At 39.9% G+C, this 24,032-nt stretch carries 18 protein-coding genes; all 18 read right to left on the reverse strand.

The window, feature by feature from the left end:
• Nucleotides 1-12 precede the first annotated feature (12 nt).
• The 18 genes from N824_RS13660 to N824_RS13745 all read right to left on the reverse strand — a co-directional run bounded on the left by N824_RS13660 (nt 13) and on the right by N824_RS13745 (nt 23,844).
• Nucleotides 13-1,743 carry a M56 family metallopeptidase gene (locus N824_RS13660; protein ID WP_084498313.1) on the reverse strand — a complete coding sequence of 577 codons (1,731 nt, stop codon included), beginning with the start codon at nt 1,741-1,743 and terminating at the stop codon, nt 13-15.
• A gap of 32 nt (nt 1,744-1,775) precedes the next feature.
• Nucleotides 1,776-2,168 carry a BlaI/MecI/CopY family transcriptional regulator gene (locus N824_RS13665; RefSeq protein ID WP_048905688.1) on the reverse strand — a complete coding sequence of 131 codons (393 nt, stop codon included), beginning with the start codon at nt 2,166-2,168 and terminating at the stop codon, nt 1,776-1,778.
• 54 nt (nt 2,169-2,222) lie between these two features.
• Nucleotides 2,223-3,188 carry a YpdA family putative bacillithiol disulfide reductase gene (locus N824_RS13670; protein ID WP_048905689.1) on the reverse strand — a complete coding sequence of 322 codons (966 nt, stop codon included), beginning with the start codon at nt 3,186-3,188 and terminating at the stop codon, nt 2,223-2,225.
• Nucleotides 3,189-3,195: 7 nt separating this feature from the next.
• Nucleotides 3,196-4,539 (reverse strand): deoxyguanosinetriphosphate triphosphohydrolase, encoded by a 1,344-nt coding sequence (locus tag N824_RS13675; RefSeq protein WP_048905690.1) that lies wholly within the window; start codon nt 4,537-4,539, stop codon nt 3,196-3,198.
• Between the two features lie 21 nt (nt 4,540-4,560).
• Nucleotides 4,561-6,156, reverse strand: a complete 1,596-nt coding sequence (locus N824_RS13680) for an aldehyde dehydrogenase (NADP(+)) (RefSeq protein WP_048905691.1) — start codon at nt 6,154-6,156, stop codon at nt 4,561-4,563.
• Nucleotides 6,157-6,181: 25 nt separating this feature from the next.
• Entirely contained in the window at nt 6,182-7,033 is an 852-nt protein-coding gene (locus N824_RS13685; protein WP_048905692.1) for a fumarylacetoacetate hydrolase family protein, read from the reverse strand.
• A 38-nt stretch (nt 7,034-7,071) separates the two neighbouring features.
• On the reverse strand, nt 7,072-8,730 hold the full coding sequence (locus N824_RS13690; protein WP_048905693.1) for a UxaA family hydrolase: 1,659 nt from the start codon (nt 8,728-8,730) through the stop codon (nt 7,072-7,074).
• A gap of 11 nt (nt 8,731-8,741) precedes the next feature.
• Nucleotides 8,742-10,421, reverse strand: a complete 1,680-nt coding sequence (locus tag N824_RS13695) for a DUF4091 domain-containing protein (protein WP_052334138.1) — start codon at nt 10,419-10,421, stop codon at nt 8,742-8,744.
• Nucleotides 10,422-10,436: 15 nt separating this feature from the next.
• The gene (locus N824_RS28035) at nt 10,437-10,772 is read right to left on the reverse strand and encodes a peptidylprolyl isomerase (RefSeq protein ID WP_052334139.1); all 336 of its coding nucleotides are present in this window, start codon (nt 10,770-10,772) and stop codon (nt 10,437-10,439) included.
• Complete coding sequence (locus N824_RS13705; RefSeq protein ID WP_048905694.1) at nt 10,762-11,475, reverse strand: MIP/aquaporin family protein; 714 nt, start codon at nt 11,473-11,475, stop codon at nt 10,762-10,764. Before N824_RS13705 ends, N824_RS28035 begins: the two co-directional genes overlap by 11 nt.
• A gap of 18 nt (nt 11,476-11,493) precedes the next feature.
• Complete coding sequence (locus N824_RS13710) at nt 11,494-12,567, reverse strand: GTP-binding protein (protein ID WP_048905695.1); 1,074 nt, start codon at nt 12,565-12,567, stop codon at nt 11,494-11,496.
• A gap of 27 nt (nt 12,568-12,594) precedes the next feature.
• A complete protein-coding gene (locus N824_RS13715; protein ID WP_052334140.1) occupies nt 12,595-15,234 on the reverse strand; it encodes a GH116 family glycosyl hydrolase in 2,640 nt (879 codons plus the stop codon).
• A 28-nt stretch (nt 15,235-15,262) separates the two neighbouring features.
• Nucleotides 15,263-16,933: a ribulokinase gene (locus N824_RS13720; RefSeq protein WP_048905696.1), complete on the reverse strand. Its 1,671-nt coding sequence runs from the start codon at nt 16,931-16,933 to the stop codon at nt 15,263-15,265.
• Nucleotides 16,934-16,943: 10 nt separating this feature from the next.
• Nucleotides 16,944-18,275 carry an L-fucose:H+ symporter permease gene (gene fucP / locus N824_RS13725; RefSeq protein WP_048905788.1) on the reverse strand — a complete coding sequence of 444 codons (1,332 nt, stop codon included), beginning with the start codon at nt 18,273-18,275 and terminating at the stop codon, nt 16,944-16,946.
• 11 nt (nt 18,276-18,286) lie between these two features.
• Nucleotides 18,287-20,050 carry an L-fucose isomerase gene (locus N824_RS13730; protein WP_048905697.1) on the reverse strand — a complete coding sequence of 588 codons (1,764 nt, stop codon included), beginning with the start codon at nt 20,048-20,050 and terminating at the stop codon, nt 18,287-18,289.
• Nucleotides 20,051-20,131: 81 nt separating this feature from the next.
• Entirely contained in the window at nt 20,132-21,361 is a 1,230-nt protein-coding gene (locus tag N824_RS13735) for a DUF6786 family protein (protein ID WP_048905698.1), read from the reverse strand.
• A 17-nt stretch (nt 21,362-21,378) separates the two neighbouring features.
• Nucleotides 21,379-22,545: a glycoside hydrolase family 172 protein gene (locus N824_RS13740; protein WP_048905699.1), complete on the reverse strand. Its 1,167-nt coding sequence runs from the start codon at nt 22,543-22,545 to the stop codon at nt 21,379-21,381.
• A gap of 264 nt (nt 22,546-22,809) precedes the next feature.
• Nucleotides 22,810-23,844, reverse strand: coding sequence for a LacI family DNA-binding transcriptional regulator (locus N824_RS13745; RefSeq protein ID WP_048905700.1), 1,035 nt, complete (start codon nt 23,842-23,844; stop codon nt 22,810-22,812).
• Nucleotides 23,845-24,032: the final 188 nt, after the last annotated feature.

Below are 24,032 nucleotides of genomic sequence, written 5' to 3' on the forward strand. Positions count from 1 at the left end.
ATTAAACTATTTTTAGTCCGTGTTTACTGTTGTCGTAATTGTTCCTTTACGATTTTTAAGATACTTTTTCATATATTTCTGGTGAACCGCATCCGATTGTTTCCTGCCATTAATAATCAGTTCATCGGCATCCAGCTTGTATTTAAAGTTATTTATTTGTTGTAATAAGCCATCGTTTTGCAGTTCCTTAGTCATATCCTTTGGTTCTGCCTGATCCTGAATCACTACTCTGTCACCGATTCTAACTTTCGGAGCTACGGGTTGGGCAGGAACATATGTTTTTCTATATATCGGTGCTATCGGGGCTACTGGCACAGGGGGAACCGGATAATGTTCTGGATCTGCCGCGTATTTTGCCGCCTCGTCTGCATATTTTGCGGCATCCTTTTTATACTGCTGGCTTGCTGCAGCGTATTTTTCGGCCTCTTTTTGATACTGGGCAGCATCAAAAATCTCGCTGCTTAGGTCCTTCTGTCTTGCTATGTCATGTGCTGTTTTTGTCTTTTCGGCTTCCTCTCTTTTTTGTTCGGCAATAACCCTCGCTCTTTCTCTTGTCTGTTCTCCAGTTTTAGCATAATTTGTATTCCTGTGTTTAACTGCAGACGTCTTTTTAGCGATACGATTCGTTGTGTTATGCTTTATAGTTGTATCCTGATATGGCTTTATATTAACCACTTCATGAACCGGACTTTTATCAGCCGGAACAGTTTTTGAACTTCTGGTAAAAGCTGCTGTAAAAACCAATGTTGATATTAACGTAACGGTCAGAATAATCTTCTCCATTTTATTTAGCGAAGAACTTTTGTTGAATACCATCCTGCTCACACGCTCCAAAAGTTGATTCTTTCCGCCGGTAAGCGCCATGACATATTGGTTTGATTGAAATTCCTGACAAGAAACAAGCGCTTGAATATAGTCTTGCTTATTTAAAGTACAAGTTAATGCAAGATCATCGCAGCAGTTTTCTCTTTCTTCTTTGATCAATTTAGACAACCACAATACAGCAGGATTAAAAAAGAATATGATCTCAATCAAGCTTTGAAGTATGTTTACCAGGTAATCACTACGCTTAATATGCGCAAGTTCATGACTGATTATCGCTTCAACTTCGGCAATAGACAATCCATTTAACAAACCAAGTGGAATCAATATCACCGGCTTCAGGTGTCCTGCAACAACAGGTACTTTCGTAAGTCCAGATTGTAGAATCTGAATATTTTTGGGAATGCTCAATTTAATTGAAAGTTCGGTTACCTTATTTTCCCAGAAATTACCCGCTGAATAGATTTGGGTATTCTTTAGGTAGTAAATTGCATGCATTCCCATCATGAGCTGGATGCATTTAATGCAAATGATCAAAAACCAAATCAATACTATTTGAACGGAATAAGATGTCCATATATTCATCAAAGACCCCATTCCATCAATAAATCCAGAACTTCCCTGAGTTAATGATTGAGAATTGATTGCAGTAGCGGCTTCTTTATTTATTTGGGGCGAGAAAAGTGTCGCTCCGCCTGACTTAGCTAAACTTTGGTAGATACCCCCTGAGTTTAAGGTATCATAAAATACCAGGCTCATGACGATCACAAACAAAAATAAAACAGCGGTAAGTAAATTATACCTTATTGCAGCACTACTTTTTCTTGTGGCAACTATAATCAGACTTGTTAATAAAGCAAGGATCATCCCTATCCATAATGAATGGAAAAAAGTGATGCATAAAGCGTATTGAAATTCCATAATTGTGGCTCTAAAATTATTCGAATTTTTTATTATTTATCTAGTTTCTTTAACATCTGTTTAATAGCATCAAGATCTTCTTTAGACGTTTTTTCGTTGCCTAATAATTGCATTACCAGTTTGGAAGCAGATCCTTTATACAACGTATTTACAAAACGGTTCAACAGTTGATCTTTAGTTTTATTTTCGGCCTCTACGGGAATGTATATATGCTTCATCTGCCGCTCATCGCGTTTAAGGATCCCTTTATCTGCCATGATTTGCATTTGTTTAAGTGTTGAGGTGTAATTTACATCTCTATGCGCATTCAATGTGTCGTTAACAAATCGCACTGTTGAAGGGCCAAATTCCCATAAAACCTGTAAAATTTCAAGCTCTGCCCTTGTAGGCTCAGGAATAGCATCTATAGGTATATTTCGTTTCATAGCATAAAGGTAGGATAACTTTCGTACGAAACAAATAATATGTGGAATATTTTTTTAAGCTTTCTTTTTAATATCGCTTATGATCTTAACAGCATGGTCTCTTGAGTTTTCTATAAACCATAAATGGGTATCCATACCTCCGCAAACTACACCAGCCAAATAAATACCTTTTTCATTGGTTTCCATTGTTTGGGAATTATGTTCAGGCAAGCATTTGTCATCTTCAGTAAGTTTCACGCCAAATTTCCTTAGGAGCTCAAAATTGGGTTGATAACCCGTTAAGGCCAACACAAAATCATTAGGTATCGTAATTATTCCCTCTGGTGTACGAATATCCGCGGTATCTTTAGCTATGCTAACCAACTCAGAATTGAAATAGGCTTTAATGCTTCCTTCCTCTATGCGATTAATGACATCGGGTCTAACCCAGTATTTAACACGCTTACTTATCGATTCGTCGCGTACTACCATAGTTACATCAGCGCCTTTTCTATAGGTTTCCAAAGCGGCATCCACCGATGAATTACTGGCCCCAATTACAATAACATTTTGCATTGCATAATAATGAGGGTCTTTATAATAGTGAGCCACTTTAGGAAGATCCTCTCCAGGTATATTTATTTTGTTCGGGAGATCGTAGAACCCGGTAGAGATGATAATATTTCTGGTCAGGTAGCTTGATTTTGAAGTGGTTATTATAAAACCAACATCTTGTTTCGCAACGTCATCAACAGATTCAAAAAGCTTCGTATTTAATTCAAATTTAAGTGCTACCCTGCGATAATATTCTAACGCTTCGGCTCTGGTAGGTTTAGGATTATTTGAAACAAAAGGAACTCCCCCTATTTCCAGCTTCTCTGATGTGGAGAAGAAAGTCATGTTCTGAGGGTAATTGTATAATGAATTCACCAGACATCCTTTTTCGATGATCACATAAGATAAGCCCGCTTTTTTAGCTTCAATGCCGCAGGCAATACCAATTGGGCCCGCTCCTATAATAAGTATATCTGTAACTACCATTTTATTATTAACTCATTGAAGGAAAAGATATTCCCTTAATTTTCCTAAATAACTCAACAGCGTAGATGTCTGTCATTCCTGAAACAAAATCCAATACACTTTGGATTTTAGAATAAACATCATTTTTCTCTGTTAAAAATTGCTTCGGTATCAATTCAACCAGTTTCTTGTGATATTTTGATTCGTTTTGCAGATAGGCCGGAATAAATTCCTCTAAAAGCCCTCCCATCACCTGATAACCTGCCACTTCAATCTGTACAACAGAAGAATAGTTATATATTTTCTTAATCGAAATCTTTTCTATTTCTTTCATTACAGATAAGAATGGCGCTTCAATAGCATCCATCAAACTTATATTGAAATCACCGTTTAGTATCGACTCCTGTTCCTGATAAAACACATTTGAACATTGCCATATCAATGTGCTTATCGACTTTGCCCTCATCAGCGTGATTTTTGCATCATCATCTTCCATTTCAGCTAGTCTTGATGGCATTTTAGCATCATTACACAAGGGCAAAAGTAAACTCTCAACTTCCTTGTACGAGAGAATTTTTAAGCGATGTGCATCCTCCAGATCAATAATATTATAACAAATATCATCTGCTGCTTCTACTAAATACACAAGCGGATGCCGCTTATAAATCAAAGGTGACTCCTGAACCTTAATAAGGTCCATCTCTGCCGCGATCTTTTCAAATCCGCTTTGCTCTGACTGGAAGAAGCCGTATTTTTTAGTGTAAATGTTCTTTTTGTTATGCCCCGCTACAGATGCACATGGATATTTAGCTATCGCAGCAAGTGTAGAGTATGTTAATGCAAATCCTCCTGTTCCTTTTCCTGCAAATGGGTGGGTCAATATTCTTAGTGCATTGGCATTTCCTTCAAAATGGATCAAATCTTCCCACTGTGCTTCGTTTACCTGTTCCTGATATACTTTTCCGTCGCCACTGTTAAAATAATGCGATATGGCTGATTCACCAGAATGACCAAAGGCCGGATTACCCAGATCATGAGCCAGGCAAGCAGATGCAACAATGTTTCCTATTTCACATAGCAACGGACAGGTTTCATCTATATTGGTATCTGAATCTTTTATTCTGTTGTAAAAGATCGTACCTAATGAACGTCCAACACTTGCAACTTCCAGGCTATGTGTAAGTCGGTTATGAACAAACACACTGCCTGGTAAAGGAAATACCTGGGTTTTGTTTTGTAATCTTCTAAAAGGTGATGAAAATATGATCCTGTCATAATCTCTTTGAAACTCAGAACGAGCTTCTTTTTGATTTCCATTAAATCTATCTTCATTCCCCCATCTTTTTGATGACAATAATTTTTCCCAATTCATAGCTTAAAAATAAGCACGAAGTTAAGTTATTAAATCAGTTTTCCATGAGCCATCTACCAACCTCAAAATACTCAAGGGGTTACTGTTTTGTAATGCTGCAGGAAGTAATTCATCTGGAATATCCTGATAAGCTACCGGTCTTAAAAAACGATAAATTGCTGCTGTACCCACAGATGTTGATCTTCCATCAGTAGTTGATGGGAATGGTCCTCCATGTTGCATCGAATGACAAACTTCTACACCTGTAGGAAAACCATTGTAGATCACACGACCCGATTTTTGAGTGATTATATCAATTACAGGGATTAAATTACTTTTATCCTCAGTCTCGGCATGAACTGTCGCCGTAAGTTGGCCTTCCAGTTGATTTAAGACCAGATGAAGCTGCGCTGTATCTTTAACCAAAACAAAAAGTGTTACGGGACCAAAAACCTCTTCGTTTAATTGTTTGTTCGAAAGAAAATCATCAGCAGAAACCGTAAAAGCAATAGGTCTGGCTTCATTTCTATCGTCATTTGCTAATTTTATTCCCTCAGCCAAAACATTAACTCCTCTAACTGTTTTAGTGGTTTCGATACCTTTAGTGTATGATTGACAGATATTCTTGTTCAGCATAGTTGCAGGTTCAGTTGCTCCCAGATATTTCACGAAGTGATTTAGGAAAAGTTTGCCCGCTTCACTTTCTATTAGCAATACCAATCCCGGGTTAGTACAAAATTGGCCTGCCCCCATAGTTACTGAGCCAGCCAATCCTTTAGCGATTGCTTCTCCTTTTACTTTTAATGCTTCTTCCATCAAAATTACCGGATTTATAGCGCTCATTTCTGCATATACAGGAATGGGTTCCGATCTTTTCGCAGCCGCATTAAAAAGAGTCATGCCTACTTTTCTGGACCCTGTAAAACCTACTGCTTTTATCGCAGCGTGCTGTACAAGTCTTACCGACTGATCGTTAGTAAGGTTTAGGGCCGAAAATACACCCTCAGGCATGCCTGTTCTTTTAGCTGCCTGAATAATTGCAGAAGATATCAATTCGCTAGTGCCAGGATGAGATGGGTGTGTTTTAACAACTACGGGACATCCTGCAGCAAGTGCAGAAGCGGTATCACCCCCTGCCGTAGAGAAAGCCAATGGGAAATTACTGGCGCCATAAACAGCAACAGGACCAATTGGAATAAGCATTCTTCTGATATCAGATTTTGGTAATGGTGTTCTTTCAGGTTGTGCCGTATCTATTCTTGCATCCACATACCAGCCATCGCGTAGTAACTGGGCAAACATTTTTAACTGACCACAGGTACGACCTCTTTCGCCTGTTATTCGTCCAATAGGCAAACCTGATTCTGTAACCGCTCTTTCTATCAATGTTGCTTCCAATGCCATTATTTCTTCAGTAATTGCTTCTAAAAACTCAGCACGCTCAATTGTTGAAGTATTCTTATAGCGAACAAAAGCATCCTGAGCTAATGATAATGCCCGTTCAAGTTCTTCTTCTGTTGCGTAAGTAAACTTTTCTGATATTAAAACATTCCCAGTGGGATTGAAAGCCTGAAAGCTATCAGCTCCATTGCCACTACGAATATTTCCAATAAAATTCTCACCTGTTATAGACACCATACTTAGTAAAATTTAAAGCTATCTTTTATACACGAATAGCTATGTGATTTGTTAATGTTCCAATATTATCAATACTTATGCTAACCTCGTCCTTTTCATTCAAAGTAAAGTCATTAGGAGGTACAATACAAGTTCCGGTCATTAAAAAACATCCGTTTTTAAAGTCGCACTCAGCATACAAATAGATTACTAACTCATTCAGAGAACGTTTCATTCTGCTAATAGAAATCGAATCACGAAAAACCTCATCATTGTTTCGTTTGATAACCATCTCTATCATTGTTTTATCAGATATTGGCTTTTCAGGTACATATAAACAAGGACCCAGTGCAGCACTCCTTTCATAAATCTTTGCCTGCGGCAGGTACAACGTATTTTCTCCTTCAATGCTTCTGGAACTCATGTCGTTTCCTATAGTATAAGCCTGTATGTTTCCAGAAGAATTGATAAACAGCGTTAATTCAGGTTCTGGCACGTTCCAGGTCGAATCTTTTCTAATGTTTACGTGTTGTTTATGGCCGGCTACACGATGAGGTAATGACTTAAAGAATAATTCAGGGCGATCTGCATCATAAACTTTGTCGTACATGCTCGCTCCACCGGAATCTTTAGATTCCTCTTTTCTGGCATCGCGACTGCGCAGATAGGTTACTCCCGCTGCCCACACTTCCTGCTGTCCGATTGGTGCCTCAACATCGTTTTCCAATATTGCTAACGCTTTATTTTCCTGCAAGGATTCAGGGTGCTCAGTCAGTACATGAACTAAATATTGGTAGAGGTTGTCATTGTTAATCAATGTATCCCAATCAATATTTAGTAAATAATATCCCGCATCACTATGCAAAATAGCGCCTTGTTTAGTTTTATATAATTTCATAATTTATTTATCCGTTTTAATTTGAAATTGTCTGTATGTTATAAGGATATTCCTCTTTTCCAGGGAATAAAATCGTTGTGACCTAATGCTTCGGCCTTAGCTTTAACCTCCCCGCTTGCGATCTCTATGATGTAATCGAGGATTCGTTCTCCTACCTGTTCAATGGTTTCTTCACCAGTTATTATTGTGCCTGCATCGATGTCAATGATGTCATTCATCTTTTTGTACAAAGTTGTATTGGTTGATATTTTTACTACAGGTGCAATAGGGTTGCCCGTCGGGGTGCCCAGTCCAGTTGTAAAAAACACTAGTGTAGCTCCCGCTCCAACCTCTGCCGTTGTCGACTCTATATCACTACCTGGCGTACATAGTAACGTTAGCCCTGATTTAGAAACCTGCTGAGGGTAGTCGAGAACATCAATAACCGGCGATGTACCTGCTTTTTTTGCTGCACCGGCAGATTTAATGGCATCAGTAATTAAACCGTCGCGAATATTGCCTGCCGATGGATTGGAATCAAAACCTGAACCAACAGCTTTAGCTCTTTCATGATAAGCAGTCATTAAGGTCATGAACTTCCGGGCCACGGTCTCATCTATACAACGATCGCTCAATTCCTGCTCCACACCACAAAGCTCCGGAAATTCCGAAAGTATTACTGATGAGCCCAAAGCAACCAATAGATCTGAAGTATATCCTAAAGCGGGGTTAGCCGAAATTCCTGAAAAACCATCTGATCCTCCGCACTCCAGTCCAATACAAAGTTTGCTTAAAGGAGCGGGTTTGCGCTTAAGGTCATTGGCTTGCATCAAGCCTGCAAAGGTTTGTTTTATAGCCAATTTCATTAATTCAGACTCGGTTCCTACCTGTTGCTGCTCAAAACAATACAAAGGTTTGGAAAACTGGGGATCTCGCTTCGCAATTTCCTCTTTCAATAGCGGTATTTGCGCGTTCTGACAACCAAGACTTAACACCGTAGCTCCTGCAACATTAGGATGCGTTATATATCCGGCAAGCAAGCCACAAAGGTTAATGGTATCATCTTTTGTGCCACCACAGCCTAACGAATGTGTTAAGAATTTAACGCCGTCAACATTCGGAAACACCCTGTTTTCTGCCTCTGCATCGGTACCTAAAGTTTCTATGTCTATGCTCAATATATCTTCAACAGCTATACCGGCTCTGTGCATCTTAACCAACTGTTGTACCTGATTGTAATAAGATGAGTCATTGTCATGATACCCCAGTCCTTTCATGAAGGCATCCTGAATAACCTGTACATTCTTATTTTCACAAAATACCAAAGGGATAATCAGCCAGTAATTGGCCACACCAACCTTGCCATTATCTCTATGATATCCCATAAAAGTTTTATCGCGCCATGAAGATACTTCCGGCACTTCCCAGCCGGTTTTTCTTTCCTTAAGCTTATAGTTATTAGCCGCATGACTAACATTGCCCGTTGTAATTACCTCGCCTTTTTTAATTGCTTCAGTTGCCTTGCCTACAAGCACCCCGTACATCCGAACATCATCTCCGGGCTGTAAGTCTATAGTCGCAAATTTATGCTTTGCCTGAACATCTGTAACCAGGTCATAAGTTCCTGCATCACTATTTATGGCATCACCTGCTTTTAAATCCGATAATGCTACCTCTATATTATCTGTGCGATTTATTTTAAGTGTTTTTGACTTCATTAATCAAGTATTTATTTTTCTAGTATTCGTTTCATGGTCTGATTTATCCATTCTTCTTTCTTGGGGAAATCAGCGTAAGTTTTTATTTCAGATAGCATGGGATCGTCCTGCTTAATACCGGCCGACTGCAGAATGGCATAGTCCTGAAGAGATTCTGCAAATACTTCCCATCTTATAGAATCGTATGGGCCATCTGGTCCAGGATAAACTACAAAAGGATCTCCAACAGCAATTCCAGGATAAGCATTTCCAGAGGCATTGGTAAAAGGATCAATAGGTTCTTCTTTTTCCACTACGTTCCAATAGTTGTACCCCCAGTGTAAAAAGCCCTGTGCTTTCAAATGATAGAATAAAAACCCTGACATTCTGATTTTAGCAAGAGGGGTATCATAGAACCGATTAAGCCACTGATCTCTAGGTCCTGTGCAGTAATAAACCCAATGAGAAATATTCTCTTTAAGGTAATCACCAGCCGAACTAATGATTGGAATTGGTATATCTGTTAATTTTTCTCTTCCATACCTCACATCACTTAATGCATCCATCACTTTCATCCAGGGAGCCAGTTCCTGCAATATCTTTCTAGCCCTCTTGTAGTTTTGTATATGTTCCGATCCGGGCTCATCCGATAAATGGAAGTAGGAATCTGCTAATACGTTTTCCTGCTTAAGGAAGCGATGAAACTCTGGTAGATACTGTTTTAAAAAATTCAGGTAAACCGGAGATGTTGCAGAAAGATTCTCGTCCCAAAGCAGTTCGTATTTGTCACCTTTTTTTGTGTAAACATGCATTGCATTTTCAACACCCCAGTAAAGAAAAAGATGGCCCCATTCAAATTTTTTGTACCCCAATTCCTTGGTCATATCAAGGAACCGTTTGATACGCGACCAGTCGAAACTATATTTACCGGGACTGATTTCATCGATAATCAGCATCTGACAAGGCTTTTTAAATACTGTTTTAAGTTCAAACAAGTTTTGAATGAAGGCTACGTCATTTCCATGATCAATTAAATTCTTCATCTGTGCTTTAGTAAGCTGCCACCACTTTTCATCATACATTTCAGTTTTATACTGAGCCCAGGTAGCCTCGCCTCGCCACCAATGGGTTACATGAAAGTTCTTACGGGGCTGAACAATAAGCTTGCTAATGTTTAAATCGACCAGAAGTGTTTTTTCCATATTTACTTTTCCCTCATTCCAGCTTACTTTTACTTTGCATTGGTGAATACCCGGTTCTATATTTTCCGGAATCCTTAGGGTTACCCAAAATGAACGGCTTGCATAGGGACTAGCATCTACGCGGGTAAGGGGATAAAGTGGATCCGGTAACATGCCCGGTAAGAAACCAATCCCATCCAGCTCTTCCTCCCGTACATCAGTATTAAAGTTCTGAAAGGGAACCAGGCCTACATAACGGACTTCATGTTTAACTGCACCAGCTTCCATATTACAGGCAATCTGTACCCTGTCTTTCATATTACTATGAAAGCCAACCTGAAAGGATACTCTGCTGTTTCTAGCTACGATTAGGGTAAGACGATCATTGGCTTTACCTGCCGATTGAGGAAAGATTCGTTTCAGCGAGCTTTCCAGCCAAACGTCCATATTTTTATCTTTACCTAAGGCATCCTTATGTAACAGCAGGCCTAATAAAATAAATACAAATGCTATTTTTTGAACTCTTTTCATTTTTTCAAATAATTTCTAACAGCAACCCTTCGGGCCACAATAATCGTCTAACATCAATGGATTTAATCCCTTTTCCAGTTCTTCTTCACTGGCGTATCGAACCTTGTCCACAATAACCCTAATATGAAATTCATCATCTAAGCCTTCAAATCCGGTCTCCTTTGATAAAAAAAACTGTTTTTCATCTCCTTCATTTAAACCTTTAAGTTCAGCTTCCAAGGAAGGAAGAATTGTTCCATGACCATGTAAATAATTGATTGGTAACCCATCCAAAATATCCTCAAGTATCTCTCCTTTACTGTTTTCCATCTTATATCTAATGGATACTACAGTTTTATCCTCAATTTTCATAGGCACCAATTCTTGATTTTTCAACGTCTGCATGCGTTTGTGGAATAAAGGTTTCAGCTAATAAAAATTTACAGACTAAAACAGCGAAGATGGCACCAAAAACGGTAGCGCTTAGATACACCCACAGGTGTTCAGTATGACCAGAAATAATAGCCGGAGCTAATGATCTCGCCGGGTTCATTGATGCGCCACAAATTGGACCTGCAAACAGCGCTTCCAAACCAACCACACCTCCAATTACTATTCCTGCAAGGCTCCCTTCTCTTTTACGCTTTCTTCCTACAGTAAATATAACGAGCATTAAAAAAAATGTCAGAAAAAACTCAAGTATGAAAGATTGAAAAGCAGAACCTGCAGGCAGTGTTGATCCTAGTGTAGCATTAGCCGGAAATAAGGCATGCAGTGTGCAACTTGCCGTGATGGCTCCCGTTACCTGACTTAAAACAAAAGGCACCAAATCTCTTAGCGGATGCTTTCCTGATATGGCAAGGGCGATGCTCACCGCAGGATTCATATGCGCACCTGAAATACTTCCAAAAGCATAAATCATACTCATTACGATCAAACCAAAGGTGATTGCTATACCCATATGCGTCACTACTCCACCCGATTCCTGGTTAATGATAATTGCCCCTGTACCACAGAAAACCATTATAAATGTGCTTATAAACTCAGCGGTATATTTTTTTACTGGACTCTGCATTTTATTCTTCTGATAGACCTAATCGATAATCCTGTGTGTTGGTTTCGGGTAGCCCGGTTTAAATGAGGAAATATCTTTCGTAATAAATTTATACCCTGAAGTTGCTTCAATTTTGCTAATTGTATTAAACACCAACGCTTTAAGATGTTCTGGCTCTGTTTGCACTCTTGCATTGATCAGTATATCTGCCTTTGCCGAAACTGTTTTTCCTATCTCATTGATAGACGTCTGCACTCCCGATGTAAAGCTTATCTTCTTCTGTTGCACACCATCGTCAATAAAGAATTTTAAATGACCTATTGGTAATTTCTGTTCGGTTATTTCCCAATGAATTTCTTTTGCAAGCGTTACTCCTGTCTCAAACGCATTATTTTCATCAGCAAACAGCTCCATTTCAATATCAAGCCAGGCAAGCTCGGCTTCTCCAGCACCATAAATATCATAGTCGATTTCCAAAGAGCTTCTCGCACCTGATTTAAAATTTTCCAAAGTAATTAACCACTGGATTATACTGTCTTTATCAAGCGAGTTTTGAAACAGAATTGTTTTCTCAGGAAACTTACTATTTACCAAACGGTCCATCTTGCTTAACTCATCGTCAGTTAAAGAATCGATCTTGTTGACAATAAGGATATCTGCCTCTTCAATTTGTTTCTTATAAATATAAGTTACACTATCCACAAATAACGGTGCAGACTGGAGCATAGTCGGCAACACATTTGCATCCACAAAAACAGAGATGACGGTTTCTATATCCTTGCGAAATTTTTGTAGTGGTTTTACAACTGTAGCAATCATATCTGTGCAGGAACCCACGGATTCGGCAAACACTATCTCTGCATAATGAGATTCTTTTAGCACCTCAATTAAGCTGTCTACTTTATCATAATTACAACAAAAACAGCCATCTGTAACTTCCATAACTGGAACATTTGCATTGCGCATGAATCGGGTATCCACCAACTGCACCCCCTGGTCGTTTGTGATTACACCAACATTCACCTTTTCTTTCATTAATTGAGTGCATGCATTTTGAATAGCTGTTGTTTTACCACTACCCAGAAAACCGCTGATCAGATATAACTTCATCATTTCTATTTTAATTTATACGCTTTATGATTACGACAACCGTGTTTCTTTACCTGCTATCAATACCTTTTTAACAGGTATTTTACCGTAAGCAATGTTTAGTGATGCTTTATTATCTTTAAAGCTTACTGTGCCGAAACCTGTGGCTGTTGATAAGAAACTGGTAAAATCTCCTACTTTGGAATCCATATATAAGGTCTTCTCTACTGCATCATAACGCACTCCGGTAAGCCCTTGTATCATTCCATAGCTAGACATTGCCCTGGCGTACCAGTGTCCGCATTCATATTCATTGAAAGGATTACGTACTCGTCCATCATAGCGGTCACGACAAGCTTTTACAATATCCAGGCCCTCATTTACTTGTCCCATTAGCATCAGATGTGATGCTACCTGATACTCAATTCCTGTCCACACTTCATTGCTGTACACAAATGGCAGAGAAAGCATCCCGCCTTTAGGCCATGAGCAGAGTAGCAATCCACCTTCGTGTCCTGCTGCATATGATGGACGCTGAGGATTTACGTGGTCACTTAAATCTGCCTTCAAATTGTACTTGTGAACAGATAATAGATGACTTTTGGTTTTTTCAACATCCAACGGTTCTTCAAGTCCGCACATTCTGGAAATCCATCCGCCAAGAATACCGTCAGATAAGCAACCGGTTCCATATTGGTATTTTGGTCCCTCTTTCTTTAGTATTTCTAATGCTTCAGCGGTATATTGTGTAGCGAAAGATTTTTCATTTACCGGATTTGGCGCATTTAGCCCTGTCCACTGTATTTTTTGATTAAAATATTCTCCATTATATAATTCACTTTCCATGAATTTTTTGCCGGCGGCGTAAAGTGTTTTATATTTTGAGATGTCTTTTTTAAGAAACTGCCCCATTTTAACAATTGCATTCAAGGCTCCCAGGTAAAAACTTGTACACATACCGTCAGGTCCCCAAAACTCAATATCGTAGGTGTTATGATGGGGTTCTTCCACAATTCCCTTACTTCTGGGATCCCAGGTGTTAATTGAATAATCCATGCTGGTTTTTACCATTGGGTACATTTTTTTCAGCCACGCAGCATCCCCACTAATTCTCCATTCTCTGTATACTTTCATGATTCCCCCAAGCTGGCCATCAGCAGCGGCATGAAAATCATGTTTGGCCTGGCTTATAGGCATATTCGCTCTAAATTGCTGATGCCCTTCAAAATTTTGATTTTCACAGAATTCTGTAGTTCTAAGGCTCCTTTCCAGGGATGGAAAAAGATGAGGAATTGCCTGTGCATAATTCCAAACGTGGGTACAACTACCATGACAGCACCCGCCATCATCTCCGCACCCTTCCCAGCTCCATAGACGACCATCAAATTGTCTTAATACTGTTGGCGATTTAAGGATAGTAAGGTTTGCTGCAACCGCTTCAATGACTGCCGGAGGTAAAGTGCTGGAGTAAAATGCATCACGAAATATTGCTGACTTTTTTTGCAGCTCCTCATAATTGTTTTTCCAATAAGCTGCTGCCTCTTCAATTCCCTTAAATTTACTGCTATACCACGGTTTATAGTTCCGATCATTGTAATTTGATTTCTCTTCAAGACCAATGGCAGATGGGGTTACGCAACAATCCGCCGATTCGGCCTTTTTTGGATCAACAACCACATCTCCAATATGAAGATCTGAATCAGGAACATACCATGTCATCATGAGTCTGATGGTTTTTTGTTCTCCAGCGTTTAATTTAAACGGCACAAATAACGATGCACCTGGCGCATCAGAGTCAGGCTCCTGAGCCTTAACTTTCCCCTCTTTAATGGTATTCCAGACCATGGTTAAGGGGTCAAACCATCCGCCCCTGAACCAGCAATAATCCACAGTTGCAGGCTCACTGGTAAAAATAGCAAAATCTGTTTTTAAATGTGGTTTTTCAGTTGTTCCTTCTTGCGACAGTATGAATCCGTCTGACAACTTTTTAATGGCTCCTTTTTGGCCGCCCTGCAACACAAAATTTCTCGCATTATAAGAAAAGACCGCTTCAATAGCTTCTGAAGTATTGTTTGTAAATTTATATTCTAATGCACCTGCTGGTAAACTTGAGTTGTCTTCATCAGTTGGAATAAACGGACTCCATCCAATGACCTGTGTTTTTAATGGTATGTCCTTTTCTTCGAGATCAATCGTTGCAAATGGAAAGCGATCTGTAAAAACTGCACTGTTAAATCTGGGTAAACCGTAGTTACTCCCACTGGCCCCATTACCTGTACCACGCTGACCAAACATCTTCCATTCCTCAATTGGTCCTTCCAATACACGTGCTACCGTCTGTTTGCCTTTTACAGCGATAGCAGCAAACATATTGGGTTCATGAAATATTTCAGGCCTGTTGCGGATGGACATATGAGATATGGCTCCGCTGCCTTCTAAGCAGAACATCCCTGAACCCAAGCCCCCAATCGGAAATGCTACTCTTCTAAGATTTTCGTTTTTGTAGCTGGTATTGTAAGCTCTTTTGATATTCTTTTCATCCTGCTTTAACGACGTCTGTAAGGTTTCATTTTCCTTATCAATATTGTCGGTTCTGGTCTCGGCCATCATTACCGATGGTATTGCCGTAAGTCCAATACCCCCGATGGTTATTTTTTTTATAAATGAACGTCTGTTATCATTATTTTTCATCAGTATCAATAATTAGTGATGGTTATAATTAAATAGTTGTTTCCAGGTACTTTCCTAATCTTTCATATTTTTTGTGCCGCAATTCATACAAATGAGCTAGCCTATCATCAGGATGGTAAGTTTTATCAAATCCTTTTCCTATTGCGTTCATTGCTTCATTTACATTAGAATAAATACCTGCAACGGTTGCGGCGAACATGACCGCTCCCAGTGCACAGGTCTGTTCAGACTGGTGGACACGGATAGGCATATTCATGACATTTGCGAGCGTCTGCATTACAAATGGTGATTTCTTTGCGATACCTCCCACACCAATTAAACCCTTTATGGCAATGCCCTCAGTTTTAAACCTGTTGGATATACTTTTTGAGCCGAAACAGGTAGCCTCTACAATTGACCTGTATATGGAAGGAGCATCGCTTCCCAGGTTTATACCCGTTATGGCACCTTTAAGCAATTGATTGGCATCGGGCGTTCTGCGGCCGTTAAACCAATCAACAGACAGTTCGCTCTGATCATTAAATTCCAATGCGGCGGCGCTTTTCTCCAACTCAACCAATAGCTGCTGAGAGATATTCTCAGAAATTGCTTTCGTATTTCCGGCATCAATTCCAGCTGAACCCGAAACTAAATGCTGTAAAGGCCATGATAAAAGATTCTTAAACCATGCATATGCATCCCCAAAGGCTGACTGTCCAGCCTCCATGCCTATCATTCCTGGAATAATAGATCCATCTACCTGTCCACATATTCCTTTTACTATGGTTTCATTTATATCATTTTTTGGTGCAACCAGCATATCGCAGGTGGATGTACCAATCACTTTGCTCAGGTAATAGGGTTCTATTTGTCCCCCAACAGCTCCCATATGTGCATCTATTGCGCCAATACCCACCAAAACATCAGCATTCAATCCCAATCGTTCAGCCCATTCTCCACTTAACCTACCGGCTGCTTTATCTGAGGTATAAACTTCCTTACCTAAAGTAGCCGAATATCCTGTTAATAGTGGATCAAGCGTAGAGAAGAAGTGATCGGGAGGAAAGCCACCATGCTCTTCGGCCCACAAACCTTTATGCCCGGCCGCGCATACACTTCGCTTTATTTCCGTGGCATTTTTACCTCCGGTTAGCAGAAACGGCATCCAGTCACAATGCTCAACCCAGGTATAAGCAGCATTTCTGATCCACTCATTTTTTCGAAGGATATGCAACAGCTTCGACCAAAACCATTCTGAGGAATAAATGCCTCCGGAATATACCGTGTAGTCAGGACTATGTTTTTTCGCATGTGCATTAATTTCGGCAGCCTCTTTAACGGCAGTATGGTCTTTCCAAAGAATAAACATTGCATCTGCATCTGATTCAAATTCAGGTAGCAATGCCAGTGGAATTCCTTTATCATTTACGGCTACCGGAGTCGAGCCTGTGGTAGCGATAGATATTGCTCTGATATTTGTGGCTACAAATGTTCCTGCTTGTTTTAAACACCCTTTTATGGTGTGTTCAATCCCTTCAATATAATCGAGCGGATGTTGCCTGAATTGATTCTGACTGGCAATGCAGTAAAGTCCGCCATTCCATCTTGGGTAGATAAATGAAGACGAGGCAACTTCGTCACCATTATGTGCATTAACAATAATGGATCTGACAGAATCTGTTCCAAAATCAACTCCTATACAATAATCTTGATTTGTCATTTGACTCTGCTTAATGGTGCTGCAATGAAATGTTTTTAGCGTCAATCTTTTTCCCTATTCCTTTTATAGCATACCAGGCAATAAATGCGAAACATACCATTGGTATCACAAAGGCTATAGACATCCCGAAATGATCTCCTATCAGACCCATTACTGGCGGGCAAAATGCACCGCCTGCAACTGCCATTACCAAAAATGAAGCTCCTTTTTTGGTTAAAGGCCCTAAATCATATATACCTAAAGCAAAAATTGTTGGGAACATGATCGACATAAAGAAATAAGTAAAAAATAGGGCTACTACCGAAAACCATCCTATCTCTAACAAAACTATAAATACCAGTACGGTATTAACGACAGCATATATTCCAAGAAGTTTTTGCGGCGATAAATATTTCATCATGTATGACCCTGATAATCGCCCGATCCAGAAAAGCCCCATCCCTCCAATCGCAAGAATAAGAGATGCTGCCTGCTCAGGATTTTTTGGTGTAAACACTTCACCAAACCAGCCTAAGTGCTGCATGATATCTTGAACAGGCCCTGTTACATTAGGTATGGTCTCTGTTACATAGTTAATAAAGAATGAATTAACACCGGTTTGGGCAGCTACATAAAGAAATTGTGCAATTACAGCCAATACAAAAGCCGGATGCTTCAATAGATTACGCATCGGCGGATCTTCAGCTGTTTCGGTGTCACTGGCTTCCTTTACTTCAGGAAGCTTGATGAGCATAAAAACCAGCGCAACAACCACAACGATTCCTCCAACCATCATGTATGGCTTAACCATGGAATCGAATTTATCTACACCTGGTGTGTGCTCGGTCCCAAAGATGAACAAACCGCCCATTAAAGGGCCCAGTATCCATCCTAAGCCGTTAAAAGATTGAGAAATATTGATCCGCCTGGCGGCATATTCCTTTGGTCCAAGAATAGTTGAGTAAGGATTGGCTGCAGTTTCCAGACAAGCCAGTCCGCATGCCAGCACAAATAAAGCAAGCAAAAATGGTATAAATGCTTGGAGTTTAGCTGCCGGGTAAAAAAGAAAGGCACCAATGGCAAATAAAACCAGACCTAAAATGATCCCCTTTTGATAGCCGAATCGCTTCATAAACAGCCCGGCTGGTACAGCCATAGCCAGATAACCGATGTACAATGAAAATTGTATAAAGCCCGATTGTGCTTTTGATACATGCAATATATTCTGAAAATGCTTGTCCAGCACATCCAACAAACCATGTGCAAAACCCCATAAAAGGAATAAGCTGCATATGAAAATAAAGGGCATGAGATAACTCTTGCCGGTTTCTGTTCTGAACAGTGAAGTTGATTGTTTATTCATCAGATAGGTGCTTAACTGTATAATGATCCGTAAACTTGGCATGCCCTGTAATCCGAGCCTTCGGTATCCATTCCAAATGAAGACCATGCTGAAGGGCGAAAGATATCGCTTGAAGCAACATTATGCATGTTTACCGGAATTCTGAGCATTGAGGCTAGGGTGATCAGGTCGGCTCCGATATGCCCATAACTTATCGCTCCATGATTTGCGCCCCAGTTTGCCATCACTGAATAAACGTCTTTAAAAGCACCGTTTCCATATAAACGCGGAACAAACCAGGTTGTTGGCCAGGTACGGTCAGTACGCTCATCCAGTATTTTATGTACGTTTTCAGGTAAATCCACTGTCCAGCCTTCGGCAATCTGAAGTACGGGGCCAAGGCCCTTAACCAGATTGAGTCGGCACGTGGTTACGGGCATCTCTCCCTTGGTAAGAAAATTGGAGGAATATCCTCCCCCACGAAAATAGTCGAGATTTGCAGGATACCAGGTGGTTGCTTTCAGACATTCCTCGGCCTCTTTTTCATCAATGCTCCAGAATGGCTTCATCACAGGCTTGCCATCCACCGCTTGTCTTCCTGTGCCATCCAAAGTTGCTGAACCTGAGTTTATCAAATGAATAAATCCAGCCCCTGCACGGCCATTGGGTTTCCAGCCAGACACCCGCTCTACAGCCTCCGGACTCCAATAAGTACGTACGTCAGCAAATATTTGTGCGGTATTGGTCAGAAGATAATTAAATAGCATAGAAACGCCATTTAATGCATCGTTTTCTGTTGCCACCATATAAGGTGCCCTTATTCCATTCCAATCGAAAGAAGAATTCAGTATCGCTTCAGGAAAATCCCCGTTAGGTAAGAAATCTGTCCATTGGCGTTGCCCCTGGAAACCAGAAACAATTGCATTATGTCCCTGGGCTTCTTCAGCATAACCGATTTTAACAAGCTCCTCATTTCCGATCATCAGATCGCGAATAATAAGTGTCATCTTTATTACGAATTCCCAATCTTTGTCTTTTTCTTCTCTGGATTTCACTTTCTCAGACCGGTTGAAATCTTCTCCTTCCAGGCAGTATTTTTTGGTCCATTCCAAAGCCTTCTCGTATTCTTTCTGATCAAATATATTCTGCTGTATACGTCTTAAAACTTCAGAGGAATCTACATATTCATTGCGCATGCCCAAATAGTCCTGAAAGAAATCAGCATCCACAATTGAACCTGCAATACCCATAGAAACTGAACCTATGGCCAGATATGACTTGCCTTTCATAATTGCAACAGCTAAACCACTTTTCGCAAAGCGAAGTAGTTTTTCTTTAACATCGACAGGAATCACAGCGTCTCCAAGGTCCTGCACGTCTGTTCCATAAATTCCAAATGCAGGTAGCCCTTTCTGATTGTGGCCGGCTAATGTTGCTGCTAAATATACCGCGCCTGGTCTTTCTGTACCATTAAATCCCCAGATTGCTTTAGGCAATAGCGGATCCATATCCATAGTTTCTGAACCATAACACCAACATGGTGTAACTGATAATGATACGCCTACATTATTATCTCTGAATTTTTCTGCACACGCCGCTGCTTCTTTAACTCCACCAATACAGGAATCTGCGATGATACATTCCACAGGGCTGCCATCAGGATATCTCAATTCTTGCTTAAATAACGCTGCTACTGCTTTGGCCATATTCATTGTGGTATCCTCCAGGGATTCACGAATGCCTCCCAAACGGCCATCTATTATAGGTCGAATGCCTACCTTAGGGTATTTGTTCATATTCTGATCTTTATTTGGTTAAACTTCGGATAAATGCTGGTGAGATATTAAAGCGCCCACCAGCTATCCGAATACATGATTTTAATCTTTAAATGCCCCAGCTATCTCGTCCAGAGATACACCAAGAACCTTTACTGCAATTTCATTTAGAGCGGTTTTGTCCCCTGTAAAATGAAATACACTATGCATGTGTGTATGCTTTTCTCCCGGTTTCAAGAATGTAGGTGGCGATACACTTTCTAATTCGTAAAAAGGTCCCATTTGTGAGCCATCAGCTAAAGGCCCATCATTATAGGCATTCATGGCATCGCCGGTAAATGGATCTTTGTCTGGTGTCCATTCCTGGTTTAAGTATTTTGCCTTGTTATTTATGTCAAACATCGTGATGGTAAGCACATGCTGGTCCGCGGCATAACTACCGGCTACATTTTTAACCCTACCAGGAGGAATACCGAGTTTACCACGTGATTTACCATCGGCTTTGAACAACAGAATTCCATTCTTGTAAGTTATGCGGTCTTTAGCAATCTCTCCAAAATAATCTGTAGTAGCTACTTTACCAGCTGCACTTTCAATATATGGAATAACAATTACTGTTTTAGGCGATGGGCTAAACATGTCTAAGCTCCAGATACAAGGAGCTCCTGTTTTCTCTGTCCATTCATTAGTACCACTATTAGTGATGGTGTTTTGTGTTTTAAAGGCAACAGAGCTCACTTTACCAGCCAAACTAATATTTAAAACTTTCTCGATGTTATCCTTTTCCAGAATCTCTACATCTCTTTCCAGCTTTATCTTAAGATTGGTGCCCGCATAATTCTGCAACTCCATTTCTTTATTTAACGACGCGCGCTTTCCATCAGATTTTACCAATATCCAGCTTTCACTGTCAATTCCTGCAGGAGTATGCCAATTGTCGAACACCATGGAATCACCCTTTTTAAAATAAAGGGAAAATTTCCCTCCCTCCGGGCCAAGCCACAAACGGTCTTCACCACCATAAGCGTTCATATGCGGGTCCAAAGGTTTGCCAAAGGCTTTATAGTTAACCCAGCCAAAACTTTTGCCATCAAGCCCTTCAGCAGTTGAAGTAAATACCTTTGCCTGATATTTTGGTGATAAAGCAAGTTGAGCGCTTCCGTCATCATTCTTTAAAACAACTATACTGTCATTTTCATTCAAAAAGTTTAAATCGTAGCCAAACGTGCCCTTTTCAAAAACTTTCATATCATCTTGTTTTTTTGTTGTCGATTGACAAGATATGATCATCATTCCTGCCAACAATAGTGATGGAATTTTCAGTAATTTCATGTTCTGAGTTTTAAGGATTAATTTACTTCCAGTTCATCTCTTGAAGGGAATTTCGGAAAATTACCATGAGGCTCTGTTTGGTACCAATAAGCAACAGTCATGATATCCGATTTCTGTGCCAGATACCTGCCGCCATCTCTCCATCCCAGATCCTGGATGGTTACCTTAAGGTCTTTATCAAAACGTATCGGATCCATTATATGCCACCTGTACATTCCAAATCTTTGTTGGGCTTTATAGGTCCCGTCTGGTCTGATCACCTGATGTAAACCGGCATAGGGAGTGCTATATTCTGTATATTTACCGCCTCTGTCGAAATTATAAGATCCGCAGAAATAATCCTCCGTTCCTGTTCCGGCTATGGTCGGGTATTCTTTATCACCATCTAAAAAGAACTTGATCTCACCTTCTCCCCACCATCCATTGTTGTTTACACCAAGTCCCATATATAGGCCTACAAACTGTCCTTTGCCTTTTACTCCATCAATTATAGTATGTACTGATGTAGTGTTAGGGTTCGATCTTCTATATTGTGCATGAAAATAAGCTTCGTCATCTGCAACTGGGGTAAGTGTGTAATTTACCTGATAATATAACCTCATATCATCTTTTGGATTAATGTTTTCAAGAGTGATTTTGCATTTCTTTCTGAAAGGCATCTTCCAGTAGCAGTTGAAAGCACTTCCCGGATTAACACTTACAGGTAGGGAGTTTAATGGCGCATATTCTCCCCATCCCATTCCAAAGAATGCACCTACAGGAGCTTCAATAGAAGGTTCTTTTTCATCGTCCCAGTAAAAGCGTAAAATAGAGAACTGCCAGTTTCCCGTTGGTGTCATCCAGATCTGCTGTATCGCACCAGGACCCTCCATTTCTGCTATAGTTACGGTTTCTCCGCTTTTAACAATTATAAAAGGATTCACTTTCCAGCCAATTCCCAGATCGCGGGCTTCGTTTGCTGCGTTGGCTACATTACGTTGCCCTTTACTTTTCACTGGGTCAGCCATTCCGCCTTTACCTTTTTCTCCGGTGAAGTTCTCCGGACTGATAGACCTGGTTTTCGCATCAGATAATCGAGACAGATTACCAAGATTCATATCAAGGCCATCAAATTTCTGGGGTTTTTGCGCAACTGCCGGTAAAACGAAAATGGTTGCGATGATTAGTAATAAAAGCTTTCTCATAATGTTAAATTGCGACTTGCCTCGGCTACTTAATACGCTTTTCACTTGAAATTGTGTACACCAAATACCTGAGATTTGGATTTGCTTACACGTTTAAGCTAAAAAGGATAAAAAAAAATGCTGAGCACTTCGGTTTTAAATGGTTTATAATTTGATTGTGTAATCAAACTTAAGCTTAAACGTTTAAACGAACAAATATTTTTTTATTTTTTTTCAGCGGCTGATGTAACATTCTCGTTCTAACATGCGCACAGGCCATTAAAACTAATGCTTTTTAACTATAGCGCTTGATTGTCTTACAATTAATTTCGACGGGATACTTATCTGCGTGTTGAGGCTTTTTTTATCAGTAATGTTTTTAATTAAGATCTGAACAGCCTTTTTACCCATTTCAAGTAGTGGCTGTTCTATATAGGTTAAAGGGGAATAAAAGAAGTCAAAAGCTTCACTCTCATCAAAGCATACGATAGCTACGTCATCAGGGACCCTATATTGCATCTTATTTAGTGATTTCAATCCTTTTAAAGTAAGTGTATTTGTGGCAAAAAATAGTGCATCCATTCCAGGATTCTGAGCAAACAGTTCACGGATACCCGCTCCTATCTCTTCCTGGTTGGCATTGAAATCAACCGTTTTGATCAACGGGGTTTTGGCTTTTAACAGTTTATTGTCCTTAATTGCATCAAGGTAACCTCGTTTTCTATCCAGCATATGAACTAAATCTGTTTTATACGCAACCATGCCTATGTTTGTCCTGCCCGCTTCAATTAGATGGCTCACAGCATGATAAGAAGCCTCGTAATTATTAGTCATCACGTAGTTGGTGTCCAGTCCTTTAAAATACCTGTCGATGAGTACCAGTGGAATATTGTTCTTTAAAAGCGCTTCAATTTGTTCTTGTGAATTTTCGGCCGGTGCAATGATAAAACCGTCAACCTGTCTTTCAGTTAAAATATTGATCAGGTTTTGAGATTTCTCTGCATTTTCATCCGCACTTGCAAAAATCACGGTATAGTTAAATTTCTTCGCTTCGTCTTCTACATTTCTGGCAAGGTTAGCAAAGAACGGATTGGAAATATCTGCTACAATTAATCCAAAAGTATGCGATTTTCCTGTTTTCAGGCTTTTGGCAATCTGATTTGGCTGATATCCCATTTCCACAGCTGTATCTCTTATTACCTGGGCTATTTCTTTACCAACACGTGCTTCTTTTTCCTTATTATTTAGCACGTAAGAAACCAGCGCGGTAGAAACACCCACAGTTTGTGCAATATCTTTAATGGATACCTTCTTCTTCATTACGTAAAGGTATGCTTAATCGATTAACATAAAAATATTAATTGAAACATTTGCTTAATTAGTTTGAGACTTTTAGATACCCATATCTTGAAAATGAAATAGATCTGTGTTTTTCAGGGGCTATTGTAAAGAATTTATCACGAAGCAAAATTCAACTGGAGTAAAAAATGTATTTTTAACTATTTAAA

This window comes from Pedobacter sp. V48, from assembly GCF_000523515.1.
Lineage (GTDB): Bacteria > Bacteroidota > Bacteroidia > Sphingobacteriales > Sphingobacteriaceae > Pedobacter.

Bases quoted from the DNA above. Each gene is read 5' to 3' on its own strand.
- N824_RS13660 (WP_084498313.1), bottom strand. From the start codon at position 1,743: ATGGAATTTCAATACGCTTTATGCATCACTTTTTTCCATTCATTATGG.
- N824_RS13665 (WP_048905688.1), bottom strand. From the start codon at position 2,168: ATGAAACGAAATATACCTATAGATGCTATTCCTGAGCCTACAAGGGCA.
- N824_RS13670 (WP_048905689.1), bottom strand. From the start codon at position 3,188: ATGGTAGTTACAGATATACTTATTATAGGAGCGGGCCCAATTGGTATT.
- N824_RS13675 (WP_048905690.1), bottom strand. From the start codon at position 4,539: ATGAATTGGGAAAAATTATTGTCATCAAAAAGATGGGGGAATGAAGAT.
- N824_RS13680 (WP_048905691.1), bottom strand. From the start codon at position 6,156: ATGGTGTCTATAACAGGTGAGAATTTTATTGGAAATATTCGTAGTGGC.
- N824_RS13685 (WP_048905692.1), bottom strand. From the start codon at position 7,033: ATGAAATTATATAAAACTAAACAAGGCGCTATTTTGCATAGTGATGCG.
- N824_RS13690 (WP_048905693.1), bottom strand. From the start codon at position 8,730: ATGAAGTCAAAAACACTTAAAATAAATCGCACAGATAATATAGAGGTA.
- N824_RS13695 (WP_052334138.1), bottom strand. From the start codon at position 10,421: ATGAAAAGAGTTCAAAAAATAGCATTTGTATTTATTTTATTAGGCCTG.
- N824_RS28035 (WP_052334139.1), bottom strand. From the start codon at position 10,772: ATGAAAATTGAGGATAAAACTGTAGTATCCATTAGATATAAGATGGAA.
- N824_RS13705 (WP_048905694.1), bottom strand. From the start codon at position 11,475: ATGCAGAGTCCAGTAAAAAAATATACCGCTGAGTTTATAAGCACATTT.
- N824_RS13710 (WP_048905695.1), bottom strand. From the start codon at position 12,567: ATGATGAAGTTATATCTGATCAGCGGTTTTCTGGGTAGTGGTAAAACA.
- N824_RS13715 (WP_052334140.1), bottom strand. From the start codon at position 15,234: ATGAAAAATAATGATAACAGACGTTCATTTATAAAAAAAATAACCATC.
- N824_RS13720 (WP_048905696.1), bottom strand. From the start codon at position 16,933: ATGACAAATCAAGATTATTGTATAGGAGTTGATTTTGGAACAGATTCT.
- fucP (WP_048905788.1), bottom strand. From the start codon at position 18,275: ATGAATAAACAATCAACTTCACTGTTCAGAACAGAAACCGGCAAGAGT.
- N824_RS13730 (WP_048905697.1), bottom strand. From the start codon at position 20,050: ATGAACAAATACCCTAAGGTAGGCATTCGACCTATAATAGATGGCCGT.
- N824_RS13735 (WP_048905698.1), bottom strand. From the start codon at position 21,361: ATGAAATTACTGAAAATTCCATCACTATTGTTGGCAGGAATGATGATC.
- N824_RS13740 (WP_048905699.1), bottom strand. From the start codon at position 22,545: ATGAGAAAGCTTTTATTACTAATCATCGCAACCATTTTCGTTTTACCG.
- N824_RS13745 (WP_048905700.1), bottom strand. From the start codon at position 23,844: ATGAAGAAGAAGGTATCCATTAAAGATATTGCACAAACTGTGGGTGTT.